Annotated in this window: 21 protein-coding genes and 1 tRNA gene; 12 read left to right on the top strand and 10 right to left on the bottom strand. The window is 32.0% G+C overall.

Features of this window, described 5'->3' with window-relative positions; all coding sequences use genetic code 11:
* Positions 1 to 74 precede the first annotated feature (74 nt).
* From ACWA1F_RS07100 to ACWA1F_RS07090, 3 genes are all read right to left on the bottom strand, one after another.
* Positions 75 to 644, bottom strand: coding sequence for a Crp/Fnr family transcriptional regulator (locus tag ACWA1F_RS07100; protein ID WP_456892813.1), 570 nt, complete (start codon positions 642 to 644; stop codon positions 75 to 77).
* Positions 645 to 726: 82 nt separating this feature from the next.
* Positions 727 to 1,461 carry a hypothetical protein gene (locus tag ACWA1F_RS07095; RefSeq protein WP_456892811.1) on the bottom strand — a complete coding sequence of 245 codons (735 nt, stop codon included), beginning with the start codon at positions 1,459 to 1,461 and terminating at the stop codon, positions 727 to 729.
* Between the two features lie 102 nt (positions 1,462 to 1,563).
* Positions 1,564 to 1,959 carry a VOC family protein gene (locus ACWA1F_RS07090; protein WP_456892809.1) on the bottom strand — a complete coding sequence of 132 codons (396 nt, stop codon included), beginning with the start codon at positions 1,957 to 1,959 and terminating at the stop codon, positions 1,564 to 1,566.
* Positions 1,960 to 2,162: 203 nt separating this feature from the next.
* Between ACWA1F_RS07090 and ACWA1F_RS07085 the strand changes: the two genes are divergently transcribed.
* Positions 2,163 to 2,735, top strand: coding sequence for a hypothetical protein (locus tag ACWA1F_RS07085; protein WP_456892807.1), 573 nt, complete (start codon positions 2,163 to 2,165; stop codon positions 2,733 to 2,735).
* Positions 2,736 to 2,750: 15 nt separating this feature from the next.
* On the top strand, positions 2,751 to 3,272 hold the full coding sequence (locus ACWA1F_RS07080; RefSeq protein ID WP_456892805.1) for an endonuclease V: 522 nt from the start codon (positions 2,751 to 2,753) through the stop codon (positions 3,270 to 3,272).
* 15 nt (positions 3,273 to 3,287) lie between these two features.
* Here the strand turns inward: ACWA1F_RS07080 and ACWA1F_RS07075 are convergent, their stop codons facing one another.
* Positions 3,288 to 3,872 (bottom strand): HD domain-containing protein, encoded by a 585-nt coding sequence (locus ACWA1F_RS07075; RefSeq protein WP_456892803.1) that lies wholly within the window; start codon positions 3,870 to 3,872, stop codon positions 3,288 to 3,290.
* A 153-nt stretch (positions 3,873 to 4,025) separates the two neighbouring features.
* Between ACWA1F_RS07075 and ACWA1F_RS07070 the strand changes: the two genes are divergently transcribed.
* From ACWA1F_RS07070 to ACWA1F_RS07060, 3 genes are all read left to right on the top strand, one after another.
* A complete protein-coding gene (locus ACWA1F_RS07070; RefSeq protein ID WP_456892801.1) occupies positions 4,026 to 4,769 on the top strand; it encodes a DUF2268 domain-containing putative Zn-dependent protease in 744 nt (247 codons plus the stop codon).
* A gap of 207 nt (positions 4,770 to 4,976) precedes the next feature.
* Entirely contained in the window at positions 4,977 to 5,192 is a 216-nt protein-coding gene (locus ACWA1F_RS07065) for a hypothetical protein (RefSeq protein WP_456892799.1), read from the top strand.
* The gene (locus ACWA1F_RS07060; protein WP_456892797.1) at positions 5,193 to 5,618 is read left to right on the top strand and encodes a hypothetical protein; all 426 of its coding nucleotides are present in this window, start codon (positions 5,193 to 5,195) and stop codon (positions 5,616 to 5,618) included.
* A 75-nt stretch (positions 5,619 to 5,693) separates the two neighbouring features.
* Here ACWA1F_RS07060 and ACWA1F_RS07055 read toward each other — a convergent pair whose 3' ends face one another.
* Both ACWA1F_RS07055 and ACWA1F_RS07050 read right to left on the bottom strand, forming a co-directional pair.
* Positions 5,694 to 6,329 (bottom strand): hypothetical protein, encoded by a 636-nt coding sequence (locus tag ACWA1F_RS07055; RefSeq protein ID WP_456892795.1) that lies wholly within the window; start codon positions 6,327 to 6,329, stop codon positions 5,694 to 5,696.
* A gap of 289 nt (positions 6,330 to 6,618) precedes the next feature.
* Positions 6,619 to 6,696, bottom strand: a tRNA-Val gene (locus ACWA1F_RS07050).
* A gap of 263 nt (positions 6,697 to 6,959) precedes the next feature.
* Here ACWA1F_RS07050 and ACWA1F_RS07045 point away from each other — a divergent pair.
* The gene (locus tag ACWA1F_RS07045) at positions 6,960 to 8,750 is read left to right on the top strand and encodes an ABC transporter ATP-binding protein (RefSeq protein WP_456892793.1); all 1,791 of its coding nucleotides are present in this window, start codon (positions 6,960 to 6,962) and stop codon (positions 8,748 to 8,750) included.
* 102 nt (positions 8,751 to 8,852) lie between these two features.
* On the opposite strand, the gene ACWA1F_RS07040 is transcribed toward ACWA1F_RS07045, so the two are convergent.
* A complete protein-coding gene (locus tag ACWA1F_RS07040) occupies positions 8,853 to 10,022 on the bottom strand; it encodes a proline dehydrogenase family protein (RefSeq protein WP_456892791.1) in 1,170 nt (389 codons plus the stop codon).
* Between the two features lie 107 nt (positions 10,023 to 10,129).
* On the opposite strand from ACWA1F_RS07040, the gene ACWA1F_RS07035 reads away from it, so the two are divergent.
* The 6 genes from ACWA1F_RS07035 to recQ all read left to right on the top strand — a co-directional run bounded on the left by ACWA1F_RS07035 (position 10,130) and on the right by recQ (position 19,156).
* A complete protein-coding gene (locus tag ACWA1F_RS07035; RefSeq protein ID WP_456892789.1) occupies positions 10,130 to 12,505 on the top strand; it encodes an O-antigen ligase family protein in 2,376 nt (791 codons plus the stop codon).
* 127 nt (positions 12,506 to 12,632) lie between these two features.
* Complete coding sequence (gene aroB, locus ACWA1F_RS07030) at positions 12,633 to 13,700, top strand: 3-dehydroquinate synthase (protein WP_306155057.1); 1,068 nt, start codon at positions 12,633 to 12,635, stop codon at positions 13,698 to 13,700.
* 303 nt (positions 13,701 to 14,003) lie between these two features.
* On the top strand, positions 14,004 to 15,407 hold the full coding sequence (locus ACWA1F_RS07025; RefSeq protein WP_306155055.1) for a type III PLP-dependent enzyme domain-containing protein: 1,404 nt from the start codon (positions 14,004 to 14,006) through the stop codon (positions 15,405 to 15,407).
* A gap of 100 nt (positions 15,408 to 15,507) precedes the next feature.
* Positions 15,508 to 16,476: a deoxyhypusine synthase family protein gene (locus ACWA1F_RS07020; RefSeq protein ID WP_095931202.1), complete on the top strand. Its 969-nt coding sequence runs from the start codon at positions 15,508 to 15,510 to the stop codon at positions 16,474 to 16,476.
* Positions 16,477 to 16,484: 8 nt separating this feature from the next.
* The gene (locus tag ACWA1F_RS07015) at positions 16,485 to 16,898 is read left to right on the top strand and encodes a DNA primase (RefSeq protein ID WP_306155051.1); all 414 of its coding nucleotides are present in this window, start codon (positions 16,485 to 16,487) and stop codon (positions 16,896 to 16,898) included.
* A gap of 149 nt (positions 16,899 to 17,047) precedes the next feature.
* Positions 17,048 to 19,156: a DNA helicase RecQ gene (recQ, locus tag ACWA1F_RS07010; protein ID WP_456892785.1), complete on the top strand. Its 2,109-nt coding sequence runs from the start codon at positions 17,048 to 17,050 to the stop codon at positions 19,154 to 19,156.
* A 54-nt stretch (positions 19,157 to 19,210) separates the two neighbouring features.
* On the opposite strand, the gene ACWA1F_RS07005 is transcribed toward recQ, so the two are convergent.
* The 3 genes from ACWA1F_RS07005 to ACWA1F_RS06995 form a co-directional block, all read right to left on the bottom strand.
* The gene (locus ACWA1F_RS07005; protein ID WP_456892783.1) at positions 19,211 to 20,326 is read right to left on the bottom strand and encodes a matrixin family metalloprotease; all 1,116 of its coding nucleotides are present in this window, start codon (positions 20,324 to 20,326) and stop codon (positions 19,211 to 19,213) included.
* 166 nt (positions 20,327 to 20,492) lie between these two features.
* The gene (locus ACWA1F_RS07000; protein WP_456892781.1) at positions 20,493 to 21,008 is read right to left on the bottom strand and encodes a DinB family protein; all 516 of its coding nucleotides are present in this window, start codon (positions 21,006 to 21,008) and stop codon (positions 20,493 to 20,495) included.
* 10 nt (positions 21,009 to 21,018) lie between these two features.
* Positions 21,019 to 23,604 carry a phosphoenolpyruvate carboxylase gene (locus ACWA1F_RS06995; protein WP_456892779.1) on the bottom strand — a complete coding sequence of 862 codons (2,586 nt, stop codon included), beginning with the start codon at positions 23,602 to 23,604 and terminating at the stop codon, positions 21,019 to 21,021.
* Positions 23,605 to 23,692: the final 88 nt, after the last annotated feature.

The raw sequence follows: 23,692 nt of genomic DNA, 5'->3' as shown, positions 1-23,692 counted from the left end.
ATCTATTTAAATTATCTGAGGCAAAGTTGCATCGATTAAAAACAAAAACATTTGCCATATGGCAAAAAGCGATTTCAACGGATGTTTTTTCTAATTCTGCTTAAAGAAGATTGTGTAATTCCCAAATACGAAGCCAAATACGAAAGCGGAACTCGATTAATTACTTTTGGAAACATTTCCATAAAAGATAAATAACGCGTTGTGGCGTCTTCTGAAACCAGCGGACTTCTTCTTGCCACTTTCTGAATTAACGCTTTTGAAGTGATTTTATGTACAATTGTGTCCCAGCCTACGATCGTGTTAAGTAATTCTTGCCAATCTGATTTAGAAAACACGATAACTTTGCAATCTGTAACGGCTTGCACATAAGCAGACGAGCAGATATTGTTATCAAAACTTTCTAAGTCTACGACCAAGTTATTTTCGTCTATAAAGTATTTTGTAATTTCTTCGCCTTTGTTGTTGTAATAGCAGACACGCATTATGCCGTCTACGATAAAGCCAACTTCAGCAGCAATTTTTCCAGCTTCAGAAAAATAGTCTTCTTTTTTAATTTCTTTTTCTTGGGCTTTCGTCAAAATCAAATCAATCTGCTGCTGATTTAAATTGCCAAACTGTAATATGTAATTTACTAATTCTTTCATGCACGAAAGTTAGTCATAAGTTTTTATTGAGAATTTGTCTTATGGCAAAAAAAAATAACAACTAGTAATTCTTAAATAACTATTACTGTTTGTATTTTTTTAAGAAAACAATATTTTGTTCAACCTTTTCAATATGAATAGCATTATCACTATGGCTTATCCAATTTGTTTCTATTGACTTCCATTCTTCATCATCAATAGGCTGAATTAAAGGAAGAACTTGAAAATGTTTTATTTCCTTTTTTCCTGAAATATTTTCATATGATATCTCAATGTAGCTTTTTATAGAAACATTTCCATAATTTGACATTTGTTGGCGTAAAACCGATTCTTGCTGAAAACAGTGTCTGTTATCAAACTTGTATATAAGTCCTTCATTTTGGGATATCAATTTTCCTTCGTCATTAAAATATTTTACTATTGGTATATTAATTACTTCATTATCTGTTTTTTCATAAACAATATACGATCGCTCCTTTTCAAATTCAAATTTGGATATTTTACTGTTGTTGTTATAAATATACCATTCTGTTACATAGCTATTTATACTAGGATCAGGATAAATATCTTTTCGTTGGATTTCAATTTTTGGAGTATTTTCGCTCTCCATAATTTTAGTTTGAACTTGAGAAATTTTATTGGCATTATTTGCTATAGCGTTAGCGGTATCAGCTATTATATTTGCTTGTTTTGCAATAGTATTTGCTGTAATAGAAACAATGATTCCAGTGAATGTTAGTGCAGTAGCAGTTATAACTTCGAAGAAAATTTTATTTCGAGTTAAGAAATCACGTAGTCTAATTATTTTGGCTTTCATTAATTTTGTTTTTAAAGCCGCGAATTTAATAAAACTTATCTGTGAATTCATACAGTAAAAATACGGTTTAGGGGAAATATTTATAAGTAATTTAATTAAAAACTACATTCCAGGCCAATACAAAAAATTAAACTTGTGTCCGTCAGGATCTGAAAAACCAAAAGTATAGCCAACTTCAAAATTTTCTGGTTCAGAGTAAATTGTTCCGTTGATTTCTTTTATTTTTTCATACCAAAGATCTACTTCTTCTACACTGCTGGCAGACAGAGAAAATACAATTTCGTTATCGATAGCCGTGTTGGATAGTTTTCCTTTTACAGCATCTTCTAATCGTTTTGGAGCAAAAAAATTAATTACAAAATCATTTTCTCCAAAAACAAAACTTACCAATTCTTTTGTTTCAGCTCCATTTTGTTTAAAACCAAGAGCAGTATAAAATTGAATAGTTTTCTGTATATCGTTAGAAACCAAATTGGCCCATATCATTTTAGTGATCATAATTTTAGTTTTTTTGATTTGTAACTAAGTTACTAAATTTATCGCTTAAATGGCTGCAAGAGAATGATAAAGCTTTTTTGATTTTTGAAATGATATCGCTGTACACAAAACTTTTTAAATTAATTCACTCTTAGAACGCTATTCTTTGTAAGGTTTTTCTAAATTTAGACTTTCAATATGCTGTTGAAAGAAAAAAGATCTCTATGAAAATTTTTAAGCCTTTATCTTTATTGTTTTCTATATTGCTAGCAGGCTGTGTCGGAAACATGAATCCGACCGGTGGAAATTCAGCGCCTAATTATCCTTTTTTCATAACTACTGAACCTATAATAGTAAAGAAAATTCAAGTTCCAATAGGCACAAAATTGGTTTACGAAGAGAGCTTTTTTAATGAAGGAAAAATGGAGCATAAATTAAGCGAAGAAAAATTGAAAACAATTGAATTTCCTGTTGGAAAAGAATTAATTTGGGGCGGTGTTCCTGTGAAATCTATTGATAAATTTTTCAATTCAGAAATGCACGGTTATACCGTTACGGCTGACTTTAACAAGTTGAGTGATGATAAAAAAACTAAATTCTCAGAATTGTGGAAAAGCTGTAATGATGATTTAGGAATTACAATAAGAAACACTGACGATTGGTCTTTTAATAAACTGAATATTGCTGATATAGAAGATTGTAGTGTCAACAATCAGCGCTATTTTAAAGACGATAAGAAGCAGCAGTCCTTTTTAAATGAAATGTACGCCGAATTGCAGAAAGTAAATCCCAAATAAATATACCATACCAACATGATCTTAGCTTTTGATACTTATTATTTTGACCAAAAAGCAAAAACAATCTGTCTTGAATTTGCAGAATGGAATGAAGATAAAAACTTTAAAATTCATTCTGAAACAATAGACAATGTAGAAGAATATATTCCCGGTGAATTTTATAAAAGAGAATTGCCTTGTATTATAAGCTTATTAAAACAAATTGATCTCTCGACGATTGAAGTTATCGTAGTTGACGGATTTGTTTATTTAGATGACGAAAACAAATACGGTTTAGGCGGTTATCTATACGAGAAGCTAAACAAGGAAATACCAATTATTGGTGTTGCCAAAACGAATTTTGCTTCTATAGAAAAGAATAAAAAAGCACTTTACAGAGGCGATAGCAAGAAACCGCTTTACATCACTTCTATCGGAATTGATTTGGATGAAGCTTATAAAAAAGTACAAAGCATGGCGGGAGAATATAGATTTCCAACTTTATTGAAAGAGTTGGATAGATTGACGAAGGAAGAAGAACAAAGCTCCTCAATTTGATGAGGAGCTTTTTTGCTATGATTCAATTTTGGACGATTCCACAAACCGATGATATTCTTTAATTTTGTTTTTTAATCTTTCAGCTAAATACTCATTTGCATCTTTCAATTCGCGGTAAATCGTTTCGGCTTCTTCAATATATATGAGCTTTTTCTCATCATTCCAATAAAATGGCGGTTCGTAGAGATTACATATTCTATCGGCCATTTTAACTGCCCAAACTTCCTTTGGCTGTTGTTTTATTCTTCTTAAACTGTCCAGCATTTTTTCAGATGAGCTTTCAATTTGGCTGTTTTTACTCAATGCTAAAACTCCATCTGCTACTTCATTTCCAAAAAGATCTTTTACTTTTTCATACGATATTTCAGTGTCTTCAATAGTATCATGCAGCATAGCACATTTTATGGCTAAATCGGCATTTATAGAAGGTGTCAATTGAATTGCTTTAAAAATTTCAAAAACAACACTTCCAATATGATTTATATATTCAACTTGTTCTCCATCTTTCGATCCTCCGTATTTCTGACTATTGTGCAGTCTAGAAACCAATTGCCATATTTTTTGTATTTCATCTATTGACCAATCTTTCTGCTCTTTCATCTATATATTTTAAGTTTTTTATACTGACTGTAATTTATTGATTTTTCTATAGATTTACAAGAGCTAAAAGCTTTTTGTTATATTTAAAATATATTTATTAGAGAATTTAATCTAACTCAGATTTACCAACCTTATTCAATAATCTGAAAAAACATGAAACTAAAGTATATTATTCTTTTTGCCTTAATTTATCTTCAAAATTCTGTTTTTGGGCAGAATAATTTCTCATTAAATCCACTAGATGCGGTTTTTGAAATAGCAGATACAAAAAGTTTTTGGGCAGCTTTTGATAAAATGGACAAATCAAAAGAAAATCCATTTTTGGAATATATGCAAAAAGGCTCTCCTGGCGTTAAGGCTTTTACAGAAAACAGAATAATCAACGCTGATTCTCTTTTTGCTGTTGTCAAGAAAAGAAAAGCTGATTATGAGCTTTCTAGACATGTGTTAGACAATATTTCTGCTAAAGAAAAGCGAGTTAGAGCTAGTTATAGCGCATTAAAATATTGGTATCCAAATGCAAAGTTCCCTCCTATTTATTTTGTTTATGGAAGATTTAATTCGGGCGGAACTTCTGCTCCCGAAGGAATTATTATTGGAACTGAAAAACTTCAAAATCTGGACGGAATTTCTGGTTTAATTGCACATGAATTGATACATTATCAGCAAAATATACAAGGCACAGACATGCTCTTAAAATGGTGCTTGCTTGAAGGCGGTGCAGATTTTATTGGTGAACTTATTTCGGGAGATGCCATTAATCAGCTTTCGTACCAATATGGAGAACAAAATAAGGATAAATTATGCCAAGAATTTGTAGCCCGATTAAAAAACACAGATCATCAGGATTGGCTGTACGGAACTTCCAAAAAAGACGACAGACCCAATGATTTATGATATTGGATTGGCTATAAAATAACAGAAGCTTATTTCTACAATCAGCAAGACAAACGAAAAGCAATTGATGAAATATTGAATATAAAAGACCCATTGCAGTTTTTAAAACAAAGTGGATTTTTAGATGCTTATATTGCAAACTATCAGAAAGCTAAAAAAGAAAACTATGTTGCTTTTTTTAGATAATGAATCTTATAAAGGCTAGAAATGAACTTATCAAAAAAATTAAGCAGAAATATTATATCATTTTTGATCGCAATAATAACTTTTTCTTGTAAAGAAGGTGATAAATCAATACCAAAAACAACAAATGGTGCTGCTAAAACATTAAAAAATAAAGAGCTATCAGTTTATTCAAAGTATAAGTATTCCAATTCTGAAGGTGGAAAAATAACCATACAAAACAGTTTTCCTAGAGGCTGAATGAAATATGCTGCTCCTGATGGTAAAAAATATATTTATGCAGTATTTTGGACACGAATTATAAATAAAACTGCTAACGCTTTTGAATTGAAAATTAGTATTCCTGTAAACTCATACGAAATACCTTCTTTGCCTGGTCAATACTTTAAAATAGTAATTCCTTCAGATGAAATGACACTTGATAAAATTTCTAAGTTTAATTATGGATTGGAAAACATAGAATCTTTCTTAGATACTAATATCAGTAAACTATCTTCGTTAAAAAGAACCATAGCTCCTAAACAATCAACAGGTTTTTATGTTGTAATGTTATGCGTTGCTGAAGGCGCCAAAGGAACCTTACGAACAGAACTTTATTTAAAAGAACAAAATCTTTTTTATAGAATTAATGGAAAAGAAATTAGCTGTGGAAGTATAATAAAATAAGTTCTTAAAGTAAAATGCATAAAAACCTCCAAAATCAAATGACTTTGGAGGTTTCTTAGTTGTGAACCATTATTTTTATTCTTTTTTAGTCCCTGTCCAGAAATAATTTTTATTACATTCTTTTGATATTAAGTCAGTTATATGTTTGCTTGTGTCTTTCAAAGATTTGTTGTTTTTCTTTTCAGAGAACGAAATAAGTAAATTAGGCTTTTCAAATTGGTGTATTTTCACAACTTTATTGTTTGTATATTTTAGATATAGCCTATTAATATATAGTTGCCTTTTATATATTCTTCCGTTATTATGTGAAACTATCGTAATGTCATTTGCTCCAAGTTCAAAATTTTTTATTTCAGAAAATTGAACTTGAATTTTCCTAAAAAGATTCAATTTTATTTTTAAAACTTCTTTAGTATTTTCTATATAAAAAACATTCGATGTTGGCTTAATGAATGTCTCAAATGAAACAGATGCAAAATATAGGCCTGCAATAAATAATATACCTGAAAATAAAAAAGCTAAACCTGTATTCAGATTAAATTCTCTGTTAAGTAGATTAATTGATAATTGGTAACAAACATAGAAAATAGCAACTGAAATGAGTAAATAACAAAAAATATAGTAATAATCATTTAGGCTTCTTCTATAATCAATTTTTAAATTTCCATTCTCAAATTTTTCAATAGAATAATTACCGATGTTATGCTTCATTTTTTTAGTTGTTGCTTTTTTTGGTTGTTTTAAAATCCGATGCTAATGGGAATGCTCTGAAATAGCTGAGCTAATATATTAGTTTTTGAAAAATATTAGACATAAAAAAACTCCTTAATTTCTTAAGGAGTTTCTTGGTGGGCAATGATAGCTTGTTCCGATTCATCGGAAGGTTCGAACCCCGACCACTTCCGATACTAATCGGAATGCTCTGAACCAGCTGAGCTAATATATTAGTTTTTGAAAAAAACAGACATAAAAAAACTCCTTAATTTCTTAAGGAGTTTCTTGGTGGGCGATGAGGGGTTCGAACCCCCGACCCCCTCGGTGTAAACGAGGTGCTCTGAACCAGCTGAGCTAATCGCCCTATTTTACTAGGTTGCTATCGTTTGTGATTGCGAGTGCAAATATACAGCTAGATTTTATATTTCCAAGCCTTTTTTTGAAAAATGTGAAAAATAATTTTGATAAAATGTTTAGAAATCTATTTATCAAGGAATTAAAACAGGGTAAAAATCTGCAATTTCTTAAATTTAGTTAAAAATCATATCCGTCTAGGGTAATTCGACATAATCTTTTTGTATTCATTTGCTATAGTCATACCTTTGCGTACCTTAATTGTATATTCAAATGGCAAGATTTCAAGAAAATGATTTACCGAAAGCTAAATTAAACTCTAACTCCCTTCAAAAAGCACTTCGAATTTTTAAATATGCTAAAAACCACAAATGGAAATTTTTCCTAGGTTTGATTTTCCTTTTTTTAACCAGTGCCACTGCCCTAGCCTTTCCTAAATTGATGGGAATGCTAGTAGATTGCGTTACCAATAAAGACCTTTCTAGAGCAAACGAAATTGCAATGGGATTAATGGCGATTTTGGTCTTACAGGCTGTTTTCTCTTTCTTTAGAATTTCACTTTTTGTAAATTTTACAGAAAACTCACTTTCAAATATTCGTTTTGCTTTATATGAAAACTTAATCAAATTACCAATGTCGTTTTATTCCCAGAAACGTGTTGGTGAATTAAATAGTAGAATTAGTGCTGATATTTCGCAATTGCAAGATACTTTCAGTACAACTATCGCCGAATTTCTGCGTCAATTTATCTTGATCATTGGAGGTTTTGTAATTTTAGGAAGCATTAGTCCGAAACTGACTTTAATGATGCTGGCAATAGTTCCTCTTGTGGCGGTTGCGGCTGTAATCTTTGGAAGATTTATTCGTAAATATGGAAAAAAAACACAGGATAAAGTAGCCGAAAGCCAAGTTATTGTCGAAGAAACTCTACAAGGAATCAGCAATGTAAAAGCATTTGCAAACGAATGGTACGAAATTCAGCGCTATAAAAATAAGATTAGAGAAATTGTAAAAATTGCCATCAAAGGCGGTCAATACAGAGGTTACTTTGCTTCGTTTATTATTCTATGTCTTTTTGGATGTGTTGTTGCCGTAGTTTGGTACGGAATCACCTTAACGATTAAAGGAGAAGTTGAAGGCGTTGGCGATTTGATCTCATTCGTATTGTATACAACATTTATCGGAGCTTCTTTTGGCGGAATTGCCGAAATGTACGCTCAGATTCAAAAAGCGGTTGGAGCAACTGAGCGTGTTTTTGAATTATTAGAAGAAACTCCAGAAGAAATTAATGCTAAACCAAGACTTACTGCTGTAGAAAAAATAAAAGGAAATGTAACTTTCAAAAACGTTGCTTTTAGTTATCCTTCAAGAAAAGAAATTCAGGTTTTAAAAGATGTTAATTTTAATGCTGAATTTGGACAGAAAATTGCCATCGTTGGACCAAGTGGTGCCGGTAAATCGACTATTTCTTCGCTTCTATTGCGTTTTTATGATATCACTTCTGGAGAAATAATAGTAGACGGTAAAAAGATTCAAGATTATGATTTGGAAGATCTTCGCGGAAATATGAGTATTGTGCCTCAAGATGTAATTTTATTTGGAGGAACCATTAGAGAAAATATTGCTTACGGAAATCCAAATGCTACAGAAGAAGAAATTATTGCAGCTGCTAAACAAGCCAATGCATTTAATTTTGTAGACGGATTTCCTGAGAAATTTGAAACTTTGGTTGGAGAGCGCGGCGTTAAACTTTCTGGAGGACAGCGCCAACGTATTGCAATTGCAAGAGCATTGCTTAAAAACCCGAGTATTTTGATTTTAGACGAAGCCACTTCGTCTTTAGATAGTGAAAGCGAAAAACTGGTTCAGGAAGCTCTTGAAGTTTTAATGGAAGGAAGAACAAGCATTATTATTGCGCACAGACTTTCTACCATTAGAAATGCAGATAAAATCTTAGTTCTAGATAACGGAAAAATATCTGAAGAAGGAACTCACCAGGAATTAATAAACTTAGAAAACGGAATTTATAAGAATCTAAGTAACTTGCAGTTTAGTAATTCTTAAATAAATTCCAATTTTTTAAAATTCCAAATTCCAATAAAAAAGTCCAATTGCAAAGCAATTGGACTTTTTTATTATGAAAAATCTAAAATCTAAAATCTAGATTTATTTCCCTTTTCTACGTTTGCGCTCCGCTTTAATCATAGATAATTCGCGGCTTGTTTGACCAGCAACCGAAGTATTTTCTTCAGCACGGCGAATCAAGTAAGGCATAACATCTTTTACAGGTCCGAATGGTAAATATTTGGCAACGTTATAACCGTTTTCAGCTAAGTTGTAGCTAATATTATCACTCATTCCGTATAATTGACCAAACCAGATTCTAGGATCGTTTTTAGCAATTCCTTTCTGCGCCATCATTTCCATTAATTTGTACGAACTTAATTCGTTGTGAGTTCCAGCAAAAATGGCCATTTTATCAATATGCTCTAACATATATTGTACCGCATTATCGTAGTTTACGTCAGTAGCTTCTTTAGAAACACAGATTGGAGAAACATACCCTTTTTCTTCCGCTCTTTTGTTTTCTTTTTCCATATAAGCCCCGCGAACCAATTTCATTCCGATATAGAAACCTTCTGTTTTTGCAATTTCATGAAGCTTTTTCAAATAATCCAAACGATCCCAACGGTACATTTGTAATGTATTGAATATAATTGCTTTGTCTTTGTTGTATTTGCGCATCATTTCGGTAACCAAATCATCAGCAGCGTCCTGCATCCAGCTTTCTTCACCATCAATTAATAAGGCAACATCTTTTTTATGAGCTTCACTACAGATTTTATCAAAACGAGCTACTACTCGATCCCATTCCGCTTGTTCAGCAGGATTAAGTGTTTGTTTTTCGCCCAATTTCTCATACAATTCGAAACGGCCTAAACCAGTTGGCTTAAATACAGCAAACGGAATCGCAAGACGTTCTTTAGCAAATTCTACTGTTCTTAATGTCATTTCCAAAGCAGCATCAAACTGCTCCTCTTCTTCTTTTCCTTCAACAGAATAATCCAATACAGAAGAAACACCTTTTGTAAACATTTTGTCTACCACAGTAAGACAGTCATTTTCGTTTACACCACCACAAAAATGGTCAAAAACAGTAGCACGTATTAATCCTTCTACAGGTAAATGTGCTTTGATAGCAAAATTAGTAACAGCAGTTCCAATTCTCACAAGAGGTTCGCTGTCAATCATTTTAAAAAGAAAGTAAGCTCTGTCAAGTTCTGTGTCACTTTTAAGTGAAAATGCAACCTGCGTGTTATCGAATATCTTTTCCATTAAGTTTATTTTTTATGCAAATATATAGACTGTTTTGAATATTGTTCACTAAAACATAGCATATTTTTTTAAATTATCAATCTGGCAAAATGAAAGTTTGGCTTAAAATGACAGAAAATATCCCTAATTTTGATTATTTTTGCAAAAAATACTATATCACGATGAAAGGAATGACAGTAAATGAGATTATAGATAAAACAAAAGCAGGTAAAAATATACCCGATTTTCTGATTTGTTTTTTTATTATTTTACTTCTGTTGATAGATTTTATGCCTTATTTTAAGACTACAGAAATTATCAATATTCAATTTCTGTATTTGTCTTTTCTTAATTTATTGGCAGGGATATATTTGTATGTAAACAATGCTTTAATCCCTCCAACATTTTTTTCAATCTGGAAAAAAAGCCAATTTCTTAAAATCTACATTATATTTTTAGTACTCTGTGCTGCTAGTTTCTTTGTAGCTAAAAATACTTCTTTAGTTATTACAAAAATGACACAGATATTAGTTGTATTTTGTTTATTTCTAAATCTCTCTATATTACTAAAAGACAAACTTCAACTGTTTTTCAAAATTGTTTTTATAGTTGGTATTTTCGCCTTTTTACAATCTTGGCAGGAACTGTGTCATTTTATAATTATTCCTAAAAGGGCTTCTATAATAGACCTTCTTACGAATATGAAAGGAAATACAGGAAATATCAATATTCTTGCGGCAAGCCTTAGCATCAAAGTACCATTTTTACTTCTCGGTATTGTACATTATAATGGTTTGAGAAAATATTTTCTGCTGTTCGCACTTTTTTCGGTAACAGCTGTCATTTTTTTAACAGGCGCGAGAACTGCACTTTTAGATTTGTTTGCAATATATACTGTGTATATCATTTATTTATTAAGAGAATACAAAGCTGTCAGAACTACTTTTACTAAAATCTTATTATTAATTATACCGACTTTAATCTCAGTATTATTTGCGAACTCTATTTTTGAAAAATCGAAAGACAGTGGCCGTTATGTTTCTCTACAAAATAGAATTGGAGAAATCAATACAAATGATGCTTCTGCAAATGTCAGATTGTTGTATTGGGAAAATGCATTAAAACTAGCACAAAAAAATCCAGTACTCGGAATTGGCTTAGGAAATTATCGAATAGAATCAATTCCTTATGAGAAATACATTTCAGATGACACTACTGTTTCATTGCACACACATAATGATTTTTTAGAAATCACTTCAGAAACTGGAATTTTAAACGGTTTGCTTTATTTTGCCTTATTGGCCCTATTGTTTTTTATTAATTTAAAAAACACAATAAAATCATCTTCAGAACAGACAAAAAACATTGCTGTATTAGCTTTGATGCTGGTTTTGGTTTACGGAATTGACTCTTTTTTCAATTTCCCGATGTACAGACCAACTATGTCAATATTTTTTGCTCTAATACTTGCATTGACGATTTTGAATAATTCTAAGACTTCTGAAATTTTAAATGCAACAAGATTAAATACCAAAACTATTGCTATTGCATTAATAGCACTTTCATTGCTTACGAGTTATACAGCCTATCATATTTGCAAAGCTTCGCACCTTCAATATATGATTTTGTCCGATGATATAAATAACAATACTAAAGGAGTTTTAACGGGAGATGAAGTTTTGAAGCAAATGCCAGATTATCCAAACGTTTTTAGTTCTTCTGAGTCTTTTTATGAATATGCTGGAATTTATTTTATTCGTGAAAACAATTTTGACAAAGCACTACAATGCTTTTCTAAAGCAGAAAAGATAAACCCTTATGTTGGAAGGATTGATTTTTACAAACAAGTTATTTCATCAAAAAAAGGCAATTTGGATAGTGCTTATGTGTATGCCCAAAGAGCTTATTCTGCGCGACCACGAAATTATGACTTATATAAGACTGTGTCAATGTATTCGACTGCAAAAAAAGATACCACACAGTTATTAAAAAATCACACACTATTTTCTACTTATAGAAATATCCCTGAAGAATGGGTTAAAACAGCAAAATCTTTGCAAAATGCAGGTGCAGGATATAATAGACTTGTTGAGTTCCTAGATTCTGGATTAAGAAAAATGCCGAAAGACAGTACACTTCTGTCACAGAAAAATGCTTTCCTCATTACCGATTATTTGATTAAAGGCCAGCGTTATGAATCTGAATCAAAACCAGACTTGGCGCTTAAAACTTATCAAAGTGCATTAAAGATTGATCCTGATAATATTTATGTATTGCAGAATATTGGTTTTTATTATTTGAAAAATGGCCAGTACGACAAAGCTATTCTTAATTTGACAAAAGCACTCCAAAAACCAGGCTTGAATGATGGTAAAACAGAGTATTATCTTGGTATGAGCTTTCAATTTATAAAAGACAAGGCAAATGCATGCAAGTATTATAGAATAGCGCTTGATAAAAAGTTTATTGATAGAAATAATCCTGCGATTCAAAATTGCGGCTAATTCTAAAAGTTATATATGACACTGATTTGCTCATTTTGAACATTTTTTTTCTTTAAATAATAGAAATAGTTTGGGGATTAATTAGTTAAAAATGCCGTATTTTGCGCTTTCAATTAACAAAAGAATTATGCAATCTATTCAAGCCAATAATTATCTCGTGCATTTTAATGAGAATGCTTACGAAGCTTTAAATAAACATTTAAGAGAAAGTAAATATTCGAATATTTTTATAATTGTAGATGATCAGACCAATGAGTATTGTTTGTCTAAATTTATTCCGCTTCTAGAAACAGAATTGGCAATTGAAATTATTGAATTTGAAGCTGGTGAAGCCAATAAAAATATAGAAACTTGTATTGAGATCTGGAATATTTTGACAGAACTTGGTGCCGACAGAAAATCGCTTATCATTAATCTAGGTGGTGGCGTTGTTACAGACTTAGGAGGCTTTGTGGCTTCTACATTTAAAAGAGGTGTCGATTTTATCAATATCCCAACTACTCTATTATCTATGGTTGATGCTTCTGTTGGAGGAAAAACTGGAGTTGATCTAGGAAATCTTAAAAATCAGATTGGAGTTATCAATGTGCCTCAAATGGTCTTAATTGATACCAATTATTTGGAAACTTTACCGCAAAGCGAAATGCGCTCTGGTTTGGCAGAAATGCTAAAACATGGTTTAATATATGATGCGCCATATTGGAGACAGTTCTCAGATTTAAAATCAATTGTTTTTGACGAATTAGATCAGTTGATCTATCGTTCTGTTGAAATTAAAAATGAAATCGTTATTCAGGATCCAACGGAGAAAAATATCCGTAAAGCTTTAAATTTCGGACATACTTTAGGGCACGCTATAGAAGGGTACTTCTTAGAAAGCGAAGAAAAAACGACTTTACTGCATGGAGAAGCTATTGCTGTCGGAATGATTTTGGAAAGTTATATTTCGCTTCAAAAAGGATTAATTTCTGAAGAAGAATACAGAGAAATCAAAACTATTATTAAAGACATTTATGACGATGTAATTTTTGAAGAAAAAGACATCGATCCGATCTTAGAATTGCTGATTCATGACAAAAAAAATGAATACGGTTTAATTCAATTTGCATTAATTGAAGGAATCGGAAAAATAAAAATTAACCAATCCGTTGAAAATAAATTGATTCTAGAAGCGTTTGAGGATTATAAATCTTAAACTTTTTTTAATCAAAAGCATTGCATTTGGTATATATTATTTTTTACATTTGCCCCATGAAAACAAACAAGCAGCAAAGGCACTTTAGCTCTTACAGAAACAGACTCAGCAGTTCTTTATTAAGAATGTTGAACCGTTTCTACAATAGTAAAAGCCCTTTTTGTATCGATGTTTTCCAATGTACAAAAGCCGAGCACGAAAAACTGCCTATTATATTCGCCAATATTAGAGTTTGAATTTAAGATTTAGTCCCCAAAAACCTAAATTAAATTATAATTACAATCTCTAAACATTGACAAATAAATGAATACAAAATATTCTGATCTAATAAACCAAACATACTACTTCCCTCAAGAGGAATTTAAACTAAACAAAGACAACCTTCAGTTTCACAATATTGATTTGATGAAATTGGTTGAACAATATGGTACGCCATTAAAGTTTACTTATCTGCCTCAGATTTCTGAAAACATCAACAAAGCAAAAGCTTGGTTCAGAAAATCAATGGAGAAGAATAAATACGACGCAAAATATTACTATTGTTATTGCACTAAAAGTTCTCATTTTGAATACATTATGAATGAAGCTTTCAAGAATAACATTCACATCGAAACGTCATCTGCTTTTGATGTTAATATTGTGGAGAATTTATTAGAAAACGGAAAAATCAACAAAAGTACATTTGTAATTTGCAACGGTTTCAAAAGAGACGAATATATCAGTAATATCGCTAGATTAATCAACAACGGACATAAAAATACTATTCCGATTATTGATAACTACGAAGAGTTAGATTTGCTTCAGGCAGAAATTAAAGGAAAATTCAAAATTGGAATCCGTATTGCTGCTGAAGAAGAGCCTAAATTTGAGTTTTATACATCTAGATTAGGTATTGGTTACAAAAACATTGTTTCTTTCTATAAAAAACAAATTCAGGAGAATGATAAATTAGAGCTGAAAATGCTTCACTTCTTTATCAATACCGGAATCAACGATACATCATACTATTGGAATGAGCTTGTAAAATGTATTAAAGTTTACATTGCTCTTAAAAAAGAATGTCCTACACTAGACGGACTGAACATTGGCGGTGGTTTCCCTATTAAAAACTCACTTGCTTTTGAATATGATTATCAATATATGATTGATGAAATTATCAATCAGATTAAAATTGCTTGTGATGAAGCCGAAGTTGATGTTCCAAATATATTTACGGAATTTGGATCATTTACTGTAGGTGAAAGCGGTGGTGCAATCTATCAGGTTTTATACCAAAAACAGCAAAATGATAGAGAAAAATGGAACATGATTGACTCATCTTTCATTACCACTTTACCAGATACTTGGGCTATAAATAAACGTTTTATCATGCTGGCTATTAACCGCTGGAATGATACTTACGAGCGGGTACTGTTGGGAGGTCTGACTTGTGATAGTGACGACTATTACAACTCTGAGCAAAACATGAATGCAATTTACCTGCCTAAGTACAACAAAGAAAAGCCGTTATATATCGGATTCTTTAATACTGGCGCTTATCAAGAAACAATTGGAGGATACGGTGGTCTGCACCACTGCTTGATTCCGCAGCCTAAACATATTTTAATTGATCGTGATGAAAATGGAATTCTGGCAACTGAGGTTTTCTCAGAACAGCAGACTTCAGACGATGTTTTAAAGATTTTAGGCTACAAAAAAAAGTTGTAAAAAAAACGGCAGATTAAGTAATAGAATTTTGTTAAAAATTCTTAATTTGCATTAACATCCAAAAAGGTTAAACTTTTTAATTCAAAAAAAAACAAAAAAAATGAAAGGACCAATCAGTCAGTTTATTGAAAAACACTATTTGCATTTTAACTCTGCTTCATTGGTAGATGCTGCAAAAGCATACGAGCAGCAATTAGCTGATGGTGCTAAGATGCTGGTAAGTATGGCTGGAGCAATGAGTACAGCAGAAATTGGTAAAATTTTTGCCGAAGTAATCAGACAAGACAAAGTGCATATTATTTCATGTACTGGAGCAAACTTAGAAGAAGATATCATGAATTTAGTAGCTCATTCTCACTACGAAAGAGTTCCTAACTACCGTGATTTGACACCAGAAGACGAATGGGCTTTACTAGAAAGAGGATTAAACCGTGTTACTGACACTTGTATTCCTGAGCATGAAGCTTTCCGTCGTTTACAAAAACATATTTACAAAATTTGGAAAGACGCAGACGACAAAGGTGAGCGTTATTTCCCACACGAATTCATGTATAAAATGTTATTGTCTGGCGTTTTAGAAGAATATTACGAAATTGACTTAAAAGATAGCTGGATGTATGCAGCTGCAGAGAAAAACTTGCCAATTATCGTTCCTGGATGGGAAGATAGTACTATGGGTAATATCTTTGCTTCATACGTAATTAAAGGTGAATTAAAAGCGTCTACCATGAAATCTGGTATCGAATACATGACTTTCCTTGCAGATTGGTATTCTAAAAACAGTTCAAACGGAATTGGATTCTTCCAAATCGGTGGTGGTATCGCTGGTGACTTCCCTATTTGTGTTGTTCCTATGCTGTACCAAGATATGGAAATGCACGATGTTCCATTTTGGAGTTATTTCTGCCAAATCTCAGATTCAACAACTAGCTATGGTTCTTACTCTGGGGCAGTTCCAAATGAAAAAATCACTTGGGGTAAATTAGACATCAAAACCCCTAAATTTATTATTGAATCGGATGCTACAATTGTTGCTCCGTTAATTTTTGCATACTTATTAGATTTATAAGATAATTTATGAAAAGAGTTATAGTAGACTACGCCAAACTTACCAACGAAATTTTAAACCTTTTGGTTGAAAAATTTCCTGATGGTTATGATGATTCGGATGTAATCCGTTTTAGAAATGCTAAAAACGAATTGGTCGAAGCTGTAGAAGTTCGTACTGAAGACACTATTTATTTGGTAAAAATTAGTACTAAACTTGCTGACAGAATTGAAAACTACGATGAAGATGACGATTTAGATGTTGATGTAGATGCAATTGCACCAGTTAAAGGAATGGATCTTGATGACGATATTAGTAATGATGACGATGATGAAGACGAAAATCTAGACAAACCTGATACTGACGGCGGTGATGATGACGATGACGACGATGATAAAGCAGATACTGATTATGACGAAGAAGATGAAGACGATGAAGATTAATTCATTTCTTTAAAATATAAAGGAACTCTTTTTAGAGTTCCTTTTTTTATGAATTGTTATAAATTATAACAAAACTATTTAAAATTTGTAAGATTATTTTTAAATATCTATTTTCGGTTTTACTAATGGTTTTATAAATTATCTGCCTAATGAATTCAGAATTACTACACACCACGTTAAAAGAAAATTTTGGTTTTGAAAAATTCAGACCAAATCAAGAAACTATAATCAATACTATTTTATCTGGTCAAGATACCTTAGCGATTATGCCTACTGGTGGGGGAAAATCAATATGCTTTCAGCTTCCAGCTTTAATTCTGCCAGGAATTACCATTGTAATATCGCCTCTGATTGCTTTAATGAAAGATCAAGTCGATAGTTTGAAAACCAATGGGATTTCTGCCTGTTATATCAATAGCACACAATCCTCGCAAGAGCAGCAATATTATATAGATAACCTAAAATCAAATCATTTTAAATTAGTTTACATTGCACCAGAAAGTCTTTCTTACTTAGATGTGGCTTTCAATGAATTGAATATTAGTTTGATAGCCATTGACGAAGCGCATTGTATTTCTTCTTGGGGACATGATTTTAGACCTGCATATACAAATCTTGGTTATTTAAAAAGCCGCTTCCCTTCTACTCCAGTTTTAGCTTTAACTGCTACGGCCGACAAAGCGACAAGAACCGATATAACTAAACAATTAAAGCTAAAAAATCCAAAAACTTTTATAGCTTCTTTTGATCGAAAAAATTTGAGTTTAGAAGTTCGTCCCGCTTTGGATCGTGTAAAGCAAATTATAGATTTTATTGAAAAGAAACCCAATGAATCGGGAATAATTTATTGCTTAAGCCGTAAAACCACAGAAGAACTTGCTGATAAATTAAGAAAAAACGGTATTGTAGCAAAAGCCTATCATGCAGGCTTGGATAATGAAACACGTGCTAAAACTCAGGATCAGTTTATTAATGATGACTGTCAGGTGGTTTGTGCTACAATTGCTTTCGGAATGGGAATTGACAAATCGAATGTCCGTTGGGTGATTCATTACAATCTTCCTAAAAATATTGAAGGCTATTATCAGGAAATTGGACGTGCTGGCCGTGATGGTCTTCCAGCCGAAACGGTTATGTTTGAAAGTTATGCCGATGTAATTCAGTTGCAGAAATTTGCCTCTGAAGGACTCAATTCTGATATTCAATTGGCAAAATTGGATCGTATGAAGCAATATGCCGATGCTGTAAGCTGTCGCAGAAAAATTCTGCTTTCTTATTTTGGCGAACTGGTTACGGAGAATTGCGGAAACTGCGATATTTGCAAAAATCCTCCAACATTTTTCGATGGGACGATTCTCGCGCAAAAAGCTTTGTCTGCTATTGTGCGTTTAAAAGAATCTGAACCTCTAGCAGTAATTGTTGATTTTTTAAGAGGCTCCAAAAATGCATATATCTACGAAAAAAATTATCAAACGCTAAAAACGTACGGAATTGGCGATGACGTTTCTTGGTACGATTGGAATCAGTATCTTATTCAGCTTATTAATTTAGGCTATTGCGAAATTGCTTTTCATCAACATAATAAAATTCTCCTTACTCCTTTTGCAAAGAAAGTTTTGTTTGAAGGCGAAAAAGTAAAATTAACGACTGTCGTTAAAAAAATAATTGATAAAAACGAAATCAAAGAAGCAAAAGCTAAACCAGCGAAAAACTCTCTTTTTGAAATACTTCGAAAATTACGCTATGAAATTGCAAAAGATGAAGAAGTTCCAGCTTATGTAATTTTTAGTGATGCTGCATTAAGGCAGATGGAAATAGTAAGGCCAATGAGCGAAGAGGAATTCCTTACGATTGATGGAGTCGGAAAAGCAAAATTAGAAAAGTATGGTTCTGAGTTTATCGATGCTATTGTTTATTATGAAAAAGTAAAGAACGAAAATTCTAAGAAAAAGAAAGAAGGCAACACGTATAAAGCAACTTTAGAATTATATCAAGATGGTATTTCGGTAGAAGAAATTGCTGAAAGACGAAAACTTGGAGTTCCGACCATTATTTCACATTTGGCTAAATTGTATAGTGATGGAAATGATATCGATTTAAGTCCGTTTATTTCTGACGAAGAAGTTAAGCTTTTGCATAAAGCACAAGTCGAATTAGAATATCCTACAGCACTAAAACCTTATTTCGATCATTTTGAAGAAAAATTATCTTATGATAAAATTCGTTTAGGTTTGGCTATTGTGGAGAGGAATAAGTAATAAAAAAAGCCATGTCTATTTTGACATGGCTTCGACTTTTTAATAATATATAGGTTAAGACTTGCCAGATTTTGAACTCCAAACAAGTACATTAGTATATATTATTAGTTCTCCATCTTCTTGTAATTGCAAAACTGACGTAGGATTTCCTGCAGTTCCTGTACTCCAAATTTGCTTATTATTTTTATTATAAATTACAAAATTTCCATCTTCTTGCATTATTGCTTTTGCTCCTGAATTACCAGCTGTTTTACTACTCCAAATTGTTTTTTGCCCCCCATCTAAAAGATCGTATATTACTAAATTACCATCAGTTAACATAGTAAGTTTATATCTTTTATTGAAAGATATCAATGATTTATTACTATCTAAAATTTCATTTCGTTGTAAAATTTTTTGTTTAAGATTGTACGGATAAATCGTTTGTACTGCTGATTCGTCTCCAATAGATAAGACGGTATTCATTGGAAAAACGAAGTTATTCAAAGTAAGATAAGACGGAAAATAATAAAGCATTATTGAACTTTTGTCAAATGAAGTATAATCTACATCTTTAACAGAATACTTATTTAAAATGTTAGAATCTACCATTTGTTTATTCCAACCTTGTAAAGCAAATTCATTATAAACCGCAGTAGCATTCCATTGAACTTGAAAAGCAGGATTTTGGTGTTCATGCCCTAACCCCAGTGCATGGCCAAATTCATGTAGTACAGTTCTGCTAAATTCAGTGTCAGAAGTATTCGAATCAAACCAGCCAAAATTCATTGAAGGTTGGCCCTGAGCAATTTTACGACACTCAGTTCCTCTAGTTGACCACGATCCTCTATCTCCCATCCATTTAAATGCAATCTTAATATCGGCTGGCTGATTCGAAGCAACCCATTCGAAATTTAAATGTGCATAATAAATCCATTCTTCTGCAAACTGTTTTACTTTACCTTGAAGAAATGCATTACCATTAAGAAATTTAATTTTAATTGTTTCTCCTGAGTCCCAATAAGTCCCTTTAAATGAAACCCTTGCAGTTGGGTCTGTAGGAATAGGATCGATTGCTGTACAAAGTTTTGCACTTTCATGATCAGTTACATGCGTGTCATTTTTTTCAATACTTTCTTCACTACACGATACCATTAAAAGGCCAATAATAAATAAAAATAATTTTTTCATAAAATTTTAGTTTTAATTAATAAATATTAAATAATCTTAATCTTACAAGCAATATTATATATTTAAAAAATTTTGCTAAATCCTAAAAAATTTTATTTGTATTAAAATAAGCCAAAAAAAAGCACCACATAAATGTGGTGCCTAGTAAAACTATTTTTATTTAGCATTACAAATACCTCTCTTCAAAAACTTTTTGATGATGTCTCTGATGTCCTATCATAACAAAACCTAAAGCGCGAACTGAAATCGGATTGTTTGATGCAGTTCCAATTCTCTTAAGTTGTTCTTGAGATAAGCTTTTGTAAAACAGTAAAGTTGAATGTCTTACAGCTGAAAGTTCAGTCAATAAATCTTGAATACTTCTTTTGTTTGAATCGGTGTTCTCTGCATAATCATTCTCTTCAAAACTTGGCAAAGGTGTTTGGTCGTTTCTAGAAAAACGCAAAGCGCGATAAGCAAAAATTCGTTCCGTATCTATAACATGCTGAATAATATCTTTTATTGTCCATTTCCCTTCCGCGTAACGATAGTCAAATTTATCCATCGGAATATTTTGAACAAATCGGATAAATTCATGAAGCGAAATTTCTAATTCTTCAATTAAAATTCCGTCGCCGGCCGCTTTGACATAATTGCCAAAATGCCCTGAATATTCATTTTCTAATAATTCTGCTGCTCTCATTTATGCTGTTTTAAGCTGAATTTCTACTTGCGTTAGTATTTCCGAATAAAGATCTAGTTACAATCTTTTCATATACTTTCACCAATTCTTCATTTGGAACTTCTTCTTTGTTCAACTCATTGATTCTCAATAAAGCATATTGCTGAATGGTTAACAATGGTAAAACAATGCGCTCTCTAATCTGAATTGAAGCAATACCGTCTGGATAATTTTCCATTAAAGTTTTGTGTCCAGCAATTTTCAATAAAAGACGTTTTGTTTCTGAGAATTCGTCATAAATAATCTGCCAGAATTCGCCGAACTCAGGATCTTTTCTCATATAAGCTGTCAACGGCAAGAATGATTTTGCCAATGACATCATACTGTTTTCAAGTAAGGTTTTGAAAAACAATGAATTGTGGTACAAATCACTTACCTTGTCCCATTGTCCATTTTCTTCAAAATGTTTCAAAGCAGAACCTACTCCAAAGAATCCAGGAACGTTTTGTTTTAGCTGACTCCATGAACCCACAAACGGAATGGCTCTTAAATCAGCAAAGTCTAAAGATTCAGATTTACTTCTTTTAGAAGGACGGCTTCCAATGTTTGTTTTAGAATAATATTTTAGCGTACTCATTTTTTCTAAGTACGGAATGAATTTCGGATGATTTTTAAAACTCAAATATTTCTCATAGCCTAAATTTGCTAAATCTGTCAGAATCTGAGTTTCATCAGCAGTCAGCTCGTTTTTCTCTTTGCTAAATACTTGGTTGGTAACACCAGCACTTAATAAGTTTTCGATGTTGTAACGGCAAGAGTCTAAAGTTCCGAAATTAGAGCTAATTGTCTGACCTTGAACTGTGATCTGAATTTCGTTGTTCTCAATTTTTGGTCCTAAAGAAGCGTAGAATTTATGTGTTTTTCCACCGCCACGAGCCGGAGGTCCACCACGTCCATCAAAGAAAATAACTTTAACTCCGTATTCTCTAGAAATTTTTGTCAGCGAAATTTTAGCCTGATAAATACTCCAGTTTGCCATTAAATATCCACCATCTTTAGTTCCATCTGAGAATCCAAGCATAATAGTCTGCTTGTTTCCTCTCGATTTAAGATGTTTTGCATATTCTGGATTCGTGTACAATTGCTCCATAACAGCGTGAGCATTTTGCAAATCGTCTACAGATTCAAAAAGTGGAATAATGTCTACAGTAGGTTTTTCCCAGTTATTTAAACGGATCATAGCGAAAGTCTCCATTACATTCAGCGCACTTTCGTTGTTACTGATAATATAACGGTTTGCTCCTTCTTCACCATTATTCTCCTGAATAGTTTTAATAGCGTGTACAGATTCTAACGTATATCTGGTAATTTCGTTTTCAAAATTGCTTGGGTCAAGATTTCCTTTAACTTTCGATAAAACATTGATTTTTTCATCTTCTGTTAATTCGAAATAATTTTTAGGAAAAATATCAGAACCAGAATTCAAATAATAATTTACAACATCCTTGAAAACTACATTATGAATTTTACTATTCTGACGAATATCTAAAGACGCAAAATGGAATCCGAATAAGTTGATTTTTACCAAAAGCGCTTCCAATTCGTCCAAATATAAAGATTGATGTTTTTCAATAATTATAGTACGAACTTTGTTTAATTGCGTTAATAATTCTTCTAAAGTGATGAAAATATCTCCTTTAGAATAAAATACAGAACGGTAAAGTTTATGTTCAAGTTCAGATACTAAAGTATCTACACCTGAGAAAGTTAGCTTACGTTTTAGATTTCTCATTTCCACATAATAGCACTTCAAAATTGAAGTACGCAAACGATCTGCAACTTTAAGCGTAATATCTGTAGTTACAAAAGGATTCCCGTCACGGTCACCTCCTGGCCAGAAACCAAGTTTAATTAATTGATTCTGGATTGGATTTCCATCCATAATATTTTTTTGCAGATAATGTACAATTTCTCCAGCCGTAGCATAAAATACATTTTCCAGATACCAAATTAAACTTACTGCTTCGTCGTAAGGATTTGGTTTTTCTTTCTGAATAAAGGGAGTTTTACCTAACTGAGCCAATAATTGCTTAATCTGCAGCAAATCATTTTGACGAATTGCTTCTGTCAAATCGTTTATAATTCCTAAAACCGGACCAGGATAAAACTGAGTTGGGTGCGCTGTTAAAACTGTTCGCACATTGAAGTTTTCTAAGAATTCGCTTAATTCTTCATCTTTCTCTTTAGCATCAGATTTCTCTTTAATGTCACGAAGAGATCCGCGTCCTTCCATGTTGTTAACCTCAGGAAAAGCAGCGTCTTCAATAGCATCAAATAATACAATCTGGCGTTCGATATATTGAATGAATCGAAACATAAGATCGATTTTTTCTTCTTCAGAGGTATTATTTAAGAATTTATTTGAGAAGAAATCAACGATTTCTTTTGGTGTTTCCTGTTTTTTAAAGCCTGTTTCGCAAGTTTCTGTAAATAAAGGAAGTAAAACTCCCGTATTATCTATAGAATCAAATGGTAATGTTATAAAAACACTATTATAAATGTGGTATTTTGAGAGAACGTCTTGATTAAAACGCTCAATTTTCGGCAACGTATACATAATTGTGTTATAGTTGGTTGGTTAATTAGTCATAAAAAAACCCCAAGAATAAACTTGAGGTTATATTTTAATATAGCATTCAAGAAAA

This window comes from Flavobacterium erigeronis (genome assembly GCF_054075165.1).
Note: the sequence above shows the minus strand (reverse complement) of the source record. Positions and strands in the feature narration are given on the sequence as shown.